The 13,532-nt window shown below is 42.8% G+C and carries 13 protein-coding genes; 5 read left to right on the top strand and 8 right to left on the bottom strand.

The window, feature by feature from the left end; all coding sequences use genetic code 11:
- Positions 1-18 precede the first annotated feature (18 nt).
- On the bottom strand, positions 19-2,562 hold the full coding sequence (locus SEDOR53_RS0111290; RefSeq protein ID WP_026769818.1) for an ATP-dependent Clp protease ATP-binding subunit: 2,544 nt from the start codon (positions 2,560-2,562) through the stop codon (positions 19-21).
- 91 nt (positions 2,563-2,653) lie between these two features.
- On the opposite strand from SEDOR53_RS0111290, the gene SEDOR53_RS0111285 reads away from it, so the two are divergent.
- Positions 2,654-3,034 carry an STAS domain-containing protein gene (locus SEDOR53_RS0111285; protein ID WP_026769817.1) on the top strand — a complete coding sequence of 127 codons (381 nt, stop codon included), beginning with the start codon at positions 2,654-2,656 and terminating at the stop codon, positions 3,032-3,034.
- 19 nt (positions 3,035-3,053) lie between these two features.
- Here the strand turns inward: SEDOR53_RS0111285 and SEDOR53_RS0111280 are convergent, their stop codons facing one another.
- A complete protein-coding gene (locus SEDOR53_RS0111280) occupies positions 3,054-3,800 on the bottom strand; it encodes a DeoR/GlpR family DNA-binding transcription regulator (RefSeq protein ID WP_026769816.1) in 747 nt (248 codons plus the stop codon).
- 55 nt (positions 3,801-3,855) lie between these two features.
- On the opposite strand from SEDOR53_RS0111280, the gene dnaG reads away from it, so the two are divergent.
- Positions 3,856-5,793, top strand: coding sequence for a DNA primase (gene dnaG / locus SEDOR53_RS0111275; protein WP_026769815.1), 1,938 nt, complete (start codon positions 3,856-3,858; stop codon positions 5,791-5,793).
- Between the two features lies 1 nt (position 5,794).
- Here the strand turns inward: dnaG and SEDOR53_RS18590 are convergent, their stop codons facing one another.
- The 3 genes from SEDOR53_RS18590 to SEDOR53_RS0111260 form a co-directional block, all read right to left on the bottom strand.
- Positions 5,795-6,460 carry a YdeI family protein gene (locus SEDOR53_RS18590; RefSeq protein WP_051348035.1) on the bottom strand — a complete coding sequence of 222 codons (666 nt, stop codon included), beginning with the start codon at positions 6,458-6,460 and terminating at the stop codon, positions 5,795-5,797.
- Positions 6,461-6,657: 197 nt separating this feature from the next.
- Positions 6,658-7,086, bottom strand: a complete 429-nt coding sequence (locus SEDOR53_RS0111265; RefSeq protein ID WP_026769814.1) for a hypothetical protein — start codon at positions 7,084-7,086, stop codon at positions 6,658-6,660.
- Positions 7,083-8,015: an IS1595 family transposase gene (locus tag SEDOR53_RS0111260; protein WP_026769813.1), complete on the bottom strand. Its 933-nt coding sequence runs from the start codon at positions 8,013-8,015 to the stop codon at positions 7,083-7,085. The genes SEDOR53_RS0111265 and SEDOR53_RS0111260 overlap by 4 nt, the downstream gene beginning before the upstream one ends.
- 754 nt (positions 8,016-8,769) lie before the next feature.
- On the opposite strand from SEDOR53_RS0111260, the gene SEDOR53_RS0111245 reads away from it, so the two are divergent.
- The 3 genes from SEDOR53_RS0111245 to SEDOR53_RS0111230 all read left to right on the top strand — a co-directional run bounded on the left by SEDOR53_RS0111245 (position 8,770) and on the right by SEDOR53_RS0111230 (position 10,773).
- A protein-coding gene (locus SEDOR53_RS0111245; protein WP_369751278.1) for an IS3 family transposase occupies positions 8,770-9,890 on the top strand; the annotation gives its coding sequence in 2 pieces (ribosomal slippage) (positions 8,770-9,031 and positions 9,031-9,890; 1,122 coding nt in all).
- 358 nt (positions 9,891-10,248) lie between these two features.
- A complete protein-coding gene (locus tag SEDOR53_RS0111235; protein WP_026769811.1) occupies positions 10,249-10,500 on the top strand; it encodes a hypothetical protein in 252 nt (83 codons plus the stop codon).
- Between the two features lie 54 nt (positions 10,501-10,554).
- Entirely contained in the window at positions 10,555-10,773 is a 219-nt protein-coding gene (locus SEDOR53_RS0111230) for a hypothetical protein (protein WP_026769810.1), read from the top strand.
- Positions 10,774-10,982: 209 nt separating this feature from the next.
- Here the strand turns inward: SEDOR53_RS0111230 and SEDOR53_RS0111220 are convergent, their stop codons facing one another.
- The 3 genes from SEDOR53_RS0111220 to prmA form a co-directional block, all read right to left on the bottom strand.
- Positions 10,983-11,825 carry a M48 family metallopeptidase gene (locus SEDOR53_RS0111220; RefSeq protein ID WP_026769809.1) on the bottom strand — a complete coding sequence of 281 codons (843 nt, stop codon included), beginning with the start codon at positions 11,823-11,825 and terminating at the stop codon, positions 10,983-10,985.
- 88 nt (positions 11,826-11,913) lie between these two features.
- Positions 11,914-12,567, bottom strand: coding sequence for a glycerol-3-phosphate 1-O-acyltransferase PlsY (plsY, locus tag SEDOR53_RS0111215; RefSeq protein WP_026769808.1), 654 nt, complete (start codon positions 12,565-12,567; stop codon positions 11,914-11,916).
- A gap of 79 nt (positions 12,568-12,646) precedes the next feature.
- On the bottom strand, positions 12,647-13,465 hold the full coding sequence (gene prmA, locus SEDOR53_RS0111210) for a 50S ribosomal protein L11 methyltransferase (RefSeq protein ID WP_070415563.1): 819 nt from the start codon (positions 13,463-13,465) through the stop codon (positions 12,647-12,649).
- Positions 13,466-13,532: the final 67 nt, after the last annotated feature.

The raw sequence follows: 13,532 nt of genomic DNA, 5'->3' as shown, positions 1-13,532 counted from the left end.
CCAGTACTTACTTTCTCTTTACACATTCGCTCCTTCTTCCACGCGCTTACGGAAATCGAATGTCAGTTTACCTGATTCTTTGTCGAGATCGGCAACCAATACATCACCCTGCTTGATGTTCAGGTTGAGTATTTCTTCTGCCAGTGGATCTTCCAGGTATTTCTGGATGGCCCTGTGCAGCGGTCTGGCTCCAAACTGAGAGTCATATCCTTTATCGGCAATAAAATCCTTAGCGGCATCTGTGAGCTCCAGTGAGAAGCCCAGGTTTTGGAGGCGTTTCGAAACACCTTTCATCAGTATGTCGATAATGCTGAAGATGTGCTCCCTTGTGAGGGTGTTGAATACCACCACATCGTCGATACGGTTGAGGAATTCAGGAGAGAAAGTACGCTTGAGCGCTTTTTCTATCACTGCTTTGTTGTTATCCTCTGCGTTCTGTATACGCGTAGCAGTAGCAAATCCTACACCATCGCCAAATTCTTTCAGTTGACGCACACCGATATTGGAAGTCATGATGATCAATGTATTCTTGAAATCCACTTTTCTTCCCAGTCCATCGGTCAGTTGTCCATCATCCAGTACCTGCAACAGGATGTTGTAGATATCGGGGTGTGCTTTTTCAATCTCATCCAGCAGGATCACACAATAAGGTTTCCTGCGCACTTTTTCAGTGAGCTGTCCGCCTTCTTCATATCCTACATAACCGGGAGGGGCGCCTATCAACCGGCTTACAGTGAACTTCTCCATGTATTCGCTCATGTCGATGCGTATGAGTGAATCTTCCGAATCGAACATATAGCGCGCCAGTGCACGTGCCAGTTCGGTTTTACCCACACCGGTAGGTCCCAGGAATATAAAAGTACCAATGGGTTTTTTCGGGTCTTTGAGTCCCACTCGGTTACGCTGGATGGCTTTCACTACTTTGAGAATCGCTTCATCCTGGCCAACCACCATCGCTTTCATGTCTTCACTCATGCGGCGCAGTTTCTCGGTCTCGGCCTGTACCATGCGTTTCACCGGTATGCCCGTCATCATGCTCACCACTTCGGCAATGTTTTCTTCGGAGATCGGGTAACGTTTGTGTTTGCTCTCTTCCTCCCACAAAGTCTTGGCTTTTTCCAGCTCTTCTCCCAATCTTTTTTCCGTGTCACGCAAAGAAGCAGCTTCTTCAAAACGCTGGCTCTTGACTACTTTATTTTTTTCGTTCTTGACTTCTTCAATTTTTTTCTCCAGCTCTACGATGTTCTCCGGTACATTGATGTTCTTGAGGTGAACGCGTGCACCCACTTCATCCAACACATCGATGGCTTTATCGGGCAGCAGCCTGTCCGTCATATAGCGGTCGCTGAGTTTTACACACGCTTCAATGGCATCATCTGAATACGATACATTGTGGAAGTCCTCGTATTTGGCTTTGATGTTGTTGAGAATGGTAATGGTGTCTTCTACGCTCGGTGGTTCAACCAGCACTTTCTGGAAACGCCTGTCTAATGCACCGTCTTTTTCAATGTACATGCGGTATTCATCGAGTGTGGAAGCGCCAATGCATTGGAGTTCTCCCCTGGCCAGCGCCGGTTTGAAAATATTCGATGCATCAAGTGATCCACTCGCGCCACCTGCACCAACAATGGTATGTATCTCATCTATAAAGAGTATTACATCCCTATTCTTCTCCAGTTCATTCATGATCGCTTTCATGCGCTCTTCGAACTGGCCGCGGTATTTAGTGCCGGCCACCAATGCAGCCAGGTCAAGCGAAATAACCCTTTTATCAAACAACACCCGGCTCACTTTGCGTTGCACAATGCGCAGGGCCAGTCCCTCTACGATGGCTGTTTTACCCACACCCGGCTCACCAATGAGAATAGGATTGTTCTTTTTACGGCGGCTAAGAATCTGGCTCACCCTTTCGATCTCAGCTTCACGGCCCACGATGGGGTCGAGGTTACCGGCTTCTGCCAGCCTGGTGATATCCCTTCCGAAATTATCCAGTACCGGCGTTTTGCTCTTGGCATTGCCTGCCTGTTTGCCTGACCTTTGTTGCTGATATCCGGAAGCGCGTTTTTCTTCGTCGAATTCGTCTTCGTTTTCGTCGGTGAACTCGCTCCGCGGATTCGGGTTGGTAGTACCTACCATACCCAACTCATTGCGGAAAAGATCATAGTCAACATCGAATTGGTTCAGTATCTGGGTGGCAATATTTTCTTTGTTCTTGAGGATGCTCAACATCAGGTGCTCGGTCTCTACCAGCGGACTCTTCAGCGCTTTTGCTTCGAGAACGGTTACTCTTATTACTTTCTCGGCCTGCTTGGTTAGCGGCAGGCTGTTGATGTTGGCAATATTCTTTCCCGTCTTGTCTTTGACGGCAAGTTCTACTTCTTTGCGTAATTCATAAAGATCAATATTGAGTTGCTTCAGGACCTTGATAGCGGTATTATCTCCGTCGCGAATCAAACCCAATAATAGGTGTTCTGTTCCGATGAAGTCATTCCCCAGACGTAACGCCTCTTCCCTGCTGAAAGAAATGATCTCTTTAACCTGTGCTGAAAAATTATTATCCATAACCTAGATTGGATTTATACAATTATAACGAATATTTTTGACCGAAGTTGTGTGGCACTTATACACAACTGTTAATCTAAATTTACAATAAATGGAAGTCAAAATTGATACCAAGGAGAAATTTACCGTTGTAACGCCAATTCCGGCGGAACTTACTGCCAATATAGCAGCCGAGATACGCGAAAAGTCGCTCGAAAAGCTGGAGGGTCCTGTTAAAAATATTGTGCTTAATCTCCGGCAGGTATCATCCATCCATACATCAGACGCTAGCTTTCTGGCAAACCTCCAGCAAGAATTCTATGAAAAAAATGCTTCATTTGTGATTTGCTGTCTGCAGGAGCCTATAGAAGCGGTTTTCGCTGATGCAGATCTGCTGGACACGATGAATATTACCCCCACCGAAAGCGAAGCATGGGATATTGTGCAGATGGAAGAAATAGAACGGGAATTACTTAGTGATGATGATATCTAACTCCACAAAGGTTTGTTGATCAAAGCACGATAATACCCTTGTCGTGGTAAGCCCTTAAAATAGGGTCTGAAGGCTCCAGTTCGGTGATGAGTACATCGATCTCTTCTGGCTTGCATACCTGGAGGCGCTGTACGGTATTAAGTTTTTCGGCAATGGCCAGTGAAACGGTCTTATAAGAAGCTTTGACCATGGCTCTTTTTACTTCAATGATCTCCCACTCCAGGTCGGTAATACCCTGGTTGGCATCGATGCTGTTGGTACCGAGGATGCACAGGTCGGCACGAATACCGGACAACCGCTGCACCACTTCCGCACCGACGGACATTTGTGCGTTCTTGGATATTTTATTCCCTAAAAAGATCACTTCGCTGTTGGGGTGCTCCAGGAGCGCCAGCGCAATGGGTACGCTTACTGTAATGAATGTGGCATTCAACTCTGGTGGCAGGGCTTTTACCAACTCCCGTATGGTGGTTCCACCGGAGAGCAGCACCAGCATCCCGTCGTGGATCATCTGTACCGCTTTGTAAGCGATGCTTCTTTTTTCGGGCTGGGAATAGATGGTATTGGTTTCCAGCGTAAAATGAAAAGACTTCGAGAGGGCACCGCCGTGTACTTTGATCAGTTTACCTTCCTCGGATAACTCCTGGAGATCCCTTCGTACGGTATCTTCGGAAACATTCAATTGTACACTCAGGTCAGACGACAACACCTTATTATGTATGTTGATTTGCTGAATGATGAAAGCCTGTCGTTCTTTTTTAAGCATGAATAAAAATAGGGAATAATAATTAATCAGGTACACTAACTTCGCCTTCCTGCCCATGATCAGCCAGCATACCATACAACAGATCACCAACCGGATAGACATCATTGATGTGGTAGGTGAATTCGTAAAACTCAAAAAGAGGGGCACCAATTATATCGGCCTCTGCCCCTTTCACAATGAGAAAGGTCCTTCTTTTACGGTATCGCCTTCTAAGGAAATCTACAAATGTTTTGGCTGCGGAAAAAGTGGTAATACCATCACTTTCCTGATGGAGCATGAAAAATACAGCTATGTGGAAGCCCTTCGCTGGCTGGCTGCCCGATACCATATAGAAGTAGAGGAAACCGAAACCAGCGCCGAGCAAAAGCAGTTCCTGCAAACGGCCGACAGCCTCTACGTGATCAATAATTTTGCGCAGAAATTCTTTACCGAGCAACTCCTGCATACCGATAATGGTAAAGCCATCGCACTTTCTTATCTCCGTGAGCGCGGGTTCCGGGATACCGTGATCGATAAATTCCAATTGGGTTATAACCCTGATACAAAAGATACGCTTACCAAAGCTTTGCTGGCCAACCAGTTCAACGCGGAATTATTACCCAAAACCGGACTGGTCTCGGTTCGCAACAACAACGAGTTGGTAGATAACTATCGCGGCCGCATCATCTTCCCCATCCATAATATCTCCGGCAAGATCATCGGCTTCGGTGCCCGCATCATTGGCAAAAACGACCGCGCACCGAAGTACATCAACACGCCAGAAAATGAGCTGTATGTAAAAAGCAAGATCCTGTACGGCTCTTATTTTGCGCGGATGGCCATCGATAAAGCCGATGAATGTTTGCTGGTGGAAGGATATACCGATGTCATCAGCCTGCACCAGGCGGGTATTGAGAACGTAGTAGCCAGTGGCGGCACTTCGCTTACAACCGATCAACTACGGCTGATTAAAAAATACACGAACAATCTTACCATTATTTATGATGGCGATAATGCCGGTGTGAAAGCTGCATTGCGGGGGCTAGACATGGCCCTGGAAGAAGGTCTCGATGTACGCCTGGTACTGATACCGGATAATGAAGATCCAGACAGCTATGTAAATAAAGTGGGAGCAAAAGCTTTCAACGAATTCGTAGCAGCGGCTAAAAAGGACTTCATCATTTTCCAGCTCGAAGTCATGTTGCGGGAAGCGGGTGGCGATGTAACGAAGAAAAGCAATGTGGTAAACCAGGTAGCCGAAACCCTGAGCCGGATCAACCGGGTGGAGGATTTTACCAAGCTGCAGGATTATATCCGCCAGTGTGCCGGCATCTTACGTATTGATGAGAATGGCCTCACCACCCTGGTAAACAAATACAAGCGCGAGCGCCTGGCCAAAGAAGAAAAACAACTGCCTTTCGAAAGCAACAGGCAACAGGCATTTGAATCAACCGGCCAACAACCAGAAAATATACCCGATGAAACCCAGCAGCTCTTTTTACAGGACGAAGCGCATGAGCGGAATGTTTTGCGGGTATTGCTGGAATATGGTCTTCGTTCATGGGATGAAACACGCGCTGTAGCCGAGTATATTTTTGAAGAACTGGAACAATTCCATATCGAAACACTGCATTTGGAAAAATTATACGAAACCTATAAATCGCAATATTACCAGGGGTTGGAGCCCAATCCCAAAAAACTGCTTTACCACGATGATGAAACCATACGCCAGTTGGTAACGGGCATCACTTTGCCTCCTTACGAACTGAGCCAGAAATGGGATGAAGTGATGGAAGGCATGAACATCCTCAATCGCGATACCATGCACCAGGATGTGCTGATGAGCGTAAATTATTTCAAGCTGCGCAAGATTAAAAAAATGTTCGAAGAAAACCAGCGCGATATGGAGACAGCCGGCTTTGATGATTTCAAACGCTTACTGGAAGTGCACAAGCACCTGAAAGCAATTGAAACCGAACTGACGAAAAAAATCGGAACAGTGATTTTGAAATAACTTATTTCTCCGAAGGGTTTTTCTTCCCGGCAAGGAGTTTCTCCAACGCCGTTTCCAGCCTGCGTTTCCGGGTTTCTTCTTTTTTAGCACCTTCTATCCAACTCACGTATTCTTTTTGGTTGGTGAAGGAGAGTGAAGAAAAGAATTCACGGGCATCGCTATGCCGGGCGAACAATTTATCTAGTTCAACGGGCGGAACCACAAGCCTTTTTTCAAAATCGATGCCGTTGGCCGGCTCGTTTTTCATTTCGGCAAATGCGCGGCTGCGGTTGGGTATTTTATCGGTCTTCTTGAACCGGATGGCACTCCAAACATGATCGAGCGCTACCTGCCGTACCGATTCGTATTCGCTTTGCGTGAGCAATTCCCAACTGCAATCGCGGTTGAGGTCACTAACGATCTTGCTGGTGGTTTTGGGATAAGCCACCCACAATTTGCTGTCATCATGCAACGCCGGGAATATATCCTTAAGCACATTATTCAACTGGCACTGGCTGAGTACAAAAAGCAGTACAAAATCTACCTTCTTGGTCTTCAATAAAGGCGTGACATTCTTGGCATAAGACAACTTGGTAAACTGTTTTTCGATGGAAGAAGGCAGACCTTGAATCAAAAGGGTCTTCTCATCTTTTAACTGCAGCTTTTCAAACAAACTCTGATTTGACATGCCTAAAATAGATTTCAGGGGAATGTAATATGGAGTGCAAAGTTAAAAAAATGTTACCGGGTATGCAAAGAAAAACGCAGCAAATTTGCCTATTTGCCGCGTTTTTTAACGTATTTTCTCGGTTTTTCGCCTATTATATATTAATTTTTAGGTATTAATATAGCAGTTTACACCAATCTGATAAAAAAGAAAGGGACTTATTTGTCTCCTTTCTTTTTCTTTAATATTTCCGATTTAGGAACACTTGCAAAAGCTTTCACGAGTTTATCAAAATCAGTTAATTCTTTAGATGGTTTTTCTTTTTGAGAGTTCTTTTTCAACTTAGCATTCATCGCTTGAAACTCCTTCATATTATTTGATAGTTGCATTATGGTAAGCATCTTTATTGCTTCTGTATAGATAGGTTGATAATCAAGGAAAGATTCAAAAGAAGTAATAGACTTTATACCAAGTGCTTTTATGATAGCCCCTATTTCCTTTTCTACCATTCCTTCCATAACAAGTCTGAACAGTTCTTGATCCGCTTCTTCCTGGTGTTCTTTTACTTGGCCAAGTGTTTTATTTTCCCACCCCTTTAGTTTGTAAAAGGTATCCAACAGTTCGAGGTATAATATCTTCGGTGTCATTTTGCAATGAGGTTTTGATAGGTTAATCTCTTACCCTTCGTTTCCGATAAAAGTACATTAAATCTACCATCGGTAGAATCTTTGCGGGTATTATACCTAAATGCAAATTCATCTGCATACCCCTGTAAATGCTTCCTTGTTGGTCTGTTGTGATATATGCCTATTATACCTTTTTTGAAATTGCTCCATACGTTCTCAATGCTATTGGTTGTACCTCCTTCGTCGTTTACATATTGACCTTTACCGTGCTCAACTACCATGTGAGTATAATCATTGTTGAGACCCTTATACGCCTTCCACTCGTCGGAGATTACAATGCTACCCTTCTTTACATTTTCTCTTACAATTGGCTGCACACTTTCAATTGATGTATCCGGTACAACAAAACATCTTACATTGCCTTCGCGATTAAGTAAACCTACAACAGGGGTCTTATCTTTGAAAGATCGACCCTGACTGTTTTTCACTTTCTTATCATGGTGTCTGTTTCTGTTTTTACCACCAACAAATGTTTCGTCCACTTCTATTACACCTTCCATTTCTTCTTTGAAGGATTCTGTATTCATTGCTTCGCGTAAGCGTTCAAGAATGAACCATGCTGTCTTTTGTGTAACGTCTAAGTCTTTTGCTAACTGGTGTGAACTGATCCCCTTCTTGTGAGAAGAAAAAATATACATAGCCATATACCATACCTGCAAAGAAATTTTAGTTCCTTCGAAAATGGTACCTATTTTTACATTGAAATATTTGTTGGTGTTCTTGCATTTATATCTATTGTTTTTACACTTGTATACCTGTGACGCGGGATCGAAAGGAGATACCGGCGTTCCATCCCACAATACTCTTTCCAAATGATCAATACATGATTGCTCATCTGGAAATGCTTTTATCAGTTCAAGGATGCTTTTAAATGGTGTGGCTGAAAACATATTGTGAATTTACTTCACAAAGATAAGCAGATGTTTACACTAATTGTAATAATAAGTGTAAAGATATTCTTAAAATTAAAGGTAGCCTCCCTTTCTTTTTTAGGATAACTTAGACGCTAGACGGCTTCATCATTTGTTTGGGAGGCTACCCGATGGATAAGGACAAATCAAACCCCTCATCTATCGTTTTGAATGCCTAAAAAGCAGAAAACAAAAACATCGATTTTTATGCTTATAATCGATGCACTCATCAAATTGATAGAGTTAGCCATAAAAGCAATAACACTATTGGGATTATTTTAATCATTAGTACGTGTTACTGAGAGTGATCCTCTCAGTTTTTAGGATTTTTAACTATTACATAAATTTGTTAATGATTACTTTTAAACCAAATTTTTGAATTTGATATAACAACAGAGAACGACATACATAATTAGCGTTAGCTATTTTTTGGGTAAGAAAAACTGGTAATTTTTAAACACTCCAAAATAAATAAGCTGAACGCTCACGTCAAGGCGTGGGCTTTAGTGTATTTGGAGTGTGGGTATACCAGTACCTTCTTACCAGTAGCTACTGTCTCACGCCGATTTTATTTAATAACTTCTTATTAGAGACGGGTAAGAGAGTAATACATTGTTTATGAAACAGGTGACTAGAATTATCTGGGTATTGATTTGTAAGCTTCCCCTGAATGTTACCCATGTGAGGTTAGAGTTAACGACCAAAAGCTTGTTAACTTTAAACTTTGAAACACATGAAAAAAGGAAGATTTACCGAAGCGCAGATTGTATCTGCAATGAAGAAACAGGAATCAGGAATTGCTGTTAAAGAGATTGCCCGAGAGATGGGTATCAGCGAAGCAACGTTTTACAATTGGAAGGCTAAGTATGGAGGCATGGAAGTGAGTGATGTTGTAAAAATGAAGCAGATGGAAGCTGAGATCAGTGAGTACAAGAAGATCGTGGCGGAGTTAAGCCTGGAGAACCGGGCAATGAAGAACCTGATCGCAAAAAAGTTTTAACGCCTGAAGCGAAACGGGAAACTGTTCATCATCTGATGGAAGAAGAGCAGTTAAGTAACCGTAAGGCGTGCGAACTGGCAGGNATATCCCGCAACACCTACCGGTATCAACCAAAACCTAAGGATGACAGTGAAGTTCAGGATGCACTGACGGTTTTAACAACCAAACATGTTGCCATTGGATTTTGGCAGTGTTGCTATCGTCTTTGGAATAAAGGGCATGAATGGAATCATAAACGGATCTATCGGGTATACACAGATATGAAGCTGAATATCCGTCGCAGAGGCAAGAAACGGCTCCCAGAGCGGATAAAGCAACCCTTAAACGTTCCAACAGCACCTAACCAGGTATGGAGCATTGATTTTATGACCGACACGCTCGTAGATGGCAGAAGGTTCCGATTGTTCAATGTGATGGATGATTTTAACCGTGAATCGCTGGCGATAGAGGTTGACACCTCACTTCCGGCACTCAGGGTGATCAGGGTACTGGAAAGACTGATTGTTCAGCGAGGCAAGCCTGCCAATATCCGTTGCGACAATGGCCCAGAGTTTATCAGCCACAAACTGGAAGAGTGGTGCAATGATGAGCAAAGACAGATTACGATACAATTTATTCAACCGGGGAAACCCACACAAAATGCATACATAGAAAGGAAGAATGGAAGCATCAGAAGAGAAGTATTGAATGCTTACCTGTTTTATCGTTTGTCAGAAGTGAGAGAACAGACCGAAGAGTGGAGGATCGACTATAACACTGAACGACCACACAAATCGTTAGGTTATCTCTCACCGATCAGGTATGCGCAAATGATGGAAGAACGAAAAAACCTTATCTTAGAAAACTCTAACTAAGCGTGGGTAAAAATAAAGGGGAGCCGACAGATTGTCTTGTATGTTTTTTACGCTGCGGCGTATTTCGTCGCAGCGTTGTTTACAAAAGATGAAAATAAACTACGAGTCGCCGGGCGACTGAATTGTGTAGCACTTCTTGTGGAAGTTATTATTTTCATTGTTATCCTTTTTCTGTTTAATAATGATCCGGATTGGTACACGGTGGTACAATGGAAGCTATTTTGCTTTACTATCATTCATGCTCTCGTATGCATTCCGTTACTCTTATTCTATTGGATAGGAGCAGCATTTTTTAACATACCACGAATAGACATCGAAGAATTATAAAACAATTTTTTACTCAATAAAATTTACAACTATGACAGAGTCAGAAAGATTTAAAGCCATGAACGATCAGCAAAAAATGGAATACCTCAGGTTTAACCAAGTTTTTACTAATATATACCTCCTACAAACGCAGTTGGATAGTCTGATCAGTTACTTAAGTCAAAAAATGCAAAATTTCGATCTTGATGAATTTGATGATTACACATCAAAATTTTGTGAACGTCATCTTGCTGCTGACAATGGTAAAAGAATCGCAACCATGTGTTCTATGCTTCGGTTCTGAATTTGTTTTTATAAACATTAATCACTATATTTTCTCAATCAAAAAATAAAGTTTATGGTATCTGAAACAAAGTATATACCCATACCAATTCCTTTCTCAAAAGAACATGAGTTTCGGGAAACCGAAGAAATTAACAGACTCATCGGTAAAGGGTATTCTGTTATAAACATAACTCAATATGAAAAAGAGAATGAAGTTGGTATAGTAGTGATATTGGTTGATAAATCGGAGGAGAATAAACCCGTTTATCCCGCTGCCATTCATTTGGGTTAATCATAGAATTCTCCACGCACTACAAGAAAAGTAATTCCAAAAAACTTGTACACATGCTTATGATGTATCAGCTTACCAATTTCCATGTAGTTTCTATTCATGTAAACAATCTTTTCAAACATTATCATAACAAATTGATTTAAAGTGTTTTAAAATGTTAAAGCCTCCTAGATCGGAGGCTTTTTTATTAGCTTGTGTAAAATGGTATATTAGTACCAATTTTTACTCATAGTCTTGCCAGACGGATGGTAATAATTTTTAACGGTTTCGTCCATCATCGCTTGTAATCTTTCAATACGTGCCTCATCGCTGGGGTGCGTGCTGAGGAATTCGGGCGGTTTATTACCTGAACCAGCATCGGCCATCCGTTTCCAGAAAGGAATGGCTTCCCGGGGGTTGTAGCCGGCCAGAGCCGCAAACATCAGCCCGAATTTATCGGCTTCAAATTCATTCTTGCGGCTAAAGGGCAGCATAATACCCACATTTGTACCTACTCCGTAAGCAGTCTGGAACAGGCTTTGTGTTTCAGCCGGCTTATTTGCAGTAGCCACAGACAGTGCCACCCCCCCCATCTGTTGCAACAATCCCTGGCTCATCCTTTCGTTACCATGTTTGGCCAGTGCGTGGGTAATTTCATGTCCCATTACTATGGCCAATGCATCTTCGTTTCTGGTATAAGCGAGCAGTCCGCTGTACACCACAATCTTTCCACCGGGCATGCACCAGGCATTCACCTGTTTGTCGTTCACCAGGTTGATCTCCCAATTATAGCCGCTCAGCTCATTGCTCATTCCCTTTTCAGTATAATAGTTGGTAATGGCGCTGATCAGCCGGTTACCTACATGTTTTACCATTTCAGCATCTCTATTGCTCGCAGGTGATATTACTTTATTGGTGGAAAGGAATTCTTTATACTGACTAAAAGCCATCGATTGCACTTCAGATTCCGGTACAAGGTTCAATTGGCTACGGCCTGTGATCGCATTGCGTGTGCAGGAAGAAAAAGCAACCAGTACGCTCATGCCTGCCAATAATTTGATTTGTTTCTTCATAGTAATGGTTTATACAATACAAAGATAAGAACCGTGCCAAAAAATCTGCGGCGAGAAAAAGAGATAACAGGAATAAAATGGTTAACGGCTATTCAGCGTTTCTCCGTTGTTTGCGGCGATCGCGGTACTTGAGGATGGGCACTTTGCTTTCTGTTCCTTTGAGTATGCGGCCTATGTTTTTCTGATGGGTGAGCACCACCATCAATGCCACCAATACGGCAAAAATACGGTAGAGGGGTTCCTTTTCATTGAAGATAAAAAGGATGAATACCATGAAAGAAATACCTGCCAGTATAGAGCTGAGCGATACAAAACGCGTGAGGTATAAAACAAGAAGAAAAACACCGATACAGCAAATCGCAACCAGGGGTTGGATGGCCACAGCCATACCCAATAAAGTAGCAACTCCTTTGCCGCCCCTGAAACCAGCCCAGATAGGGAAAATATGTCCTATCACGGCAGAGAGTCCCAGTCCGATCATAAGATTGGTGCGGGCCCATTCGTCAGCCATGTAATAAGGCAATACAATATACAGGGAAGTGGCAACCACGCCTTTGATGATATCGATGACCATTACAAAGCTGCCCCATTTGGAGCCGAGTACACGAAAGGTATTGGTGGCTCCGGCATTACCGCTGCCATAGTCACGGATATCAATGTCGAAGAAGTACCTGCTTACCCATACGGCCGTTGGTATCGAACCAATCAAATAAGCTAATACAATGAGCAACAATTCGTTCATCAGGGGGCGGTTGAAGTTTGGGGAAACAAATATAGCTTAAATGAAGATAATAATAAGTTAACAAGCCATTAGGGGATAATTATTGCCGAAACCAGCAAGCTATCCACCCCTTACGTTCCAGGGTATTTTGATGCACCCATCCCATTTTACCGCAAGCTTCCCTTATATCAGCTTCATCTTCTTTTAACAATCCACTCAACAATACATCTCCTCCCGGTTCCAGGTCTTCCGCTAAATATGGCAGGTTATCCAGGATAATGTTTTTATTGATGTTAGCGATGACAATATTAAATTTTTGATTCAATCTTGCATCATTAACCTTCTCTATTGCAATATTTTGCGTGCCATTAACTGAAGTATTCTCCAAGGCATTTTCTATGCACCAGTCATCATTATCCACTGCCAGTATGGCTTTGGCTCCCAGCTTAGCCGCCAGTATCGCCAATATACCCGTACCCGTACCAAAATCAAACACTGTTTTAGCCTCAAAACCAATGCCACGCATCAGTTGCATAACCAGGTAAGTAGTGGCATGGTGCCCGGTACCAAAACTCATTTTGGGGGTAATAACAATTTCATGCTGCACACCCGTAAAAGGCAGATGAAAAGACGCCCGCACCCCTACAAAATCTTCTACCTGAACCGGCTCAAAATTGGATTCCCATACCGCATTCCAATTTTGTTTTTCAATTATTGATTTTGAATATGTTAGATTATGCTTACTCAATATTTCATCGAGCGTATTTGCATCAAATATATCGTCCGGTACATAGGCCTGCAGCGATTCTTCCAACTCCTCAAACCCATCATAACCTGCCTCGGCCAACCCGGCAATAATTTGCTCCCTGGTTGACTCATCTGTTACAGGAATCGAAATGCATTGGTATTGCGATGTCATGTTCCAATGAAAATGGAAAAGTCAAAAGTAGCCAGCGAACCAGCAACTTTTGACTTTCAACTTTTTA

Source organism: Asinibacterium sp. OR53 (assembly GCF_000515315.1).
Classification (GTDB): Bacteria; Bacteroidota; Bacteroidia; order Chitinophagales; family Chitinophagaceae; genus Sediminibacterium.
The sequence above is the reverse complement of the archived record's forward strand: the minus strand, read 5'-3'. Positions and strand labels throughout refer to the sequence as shown.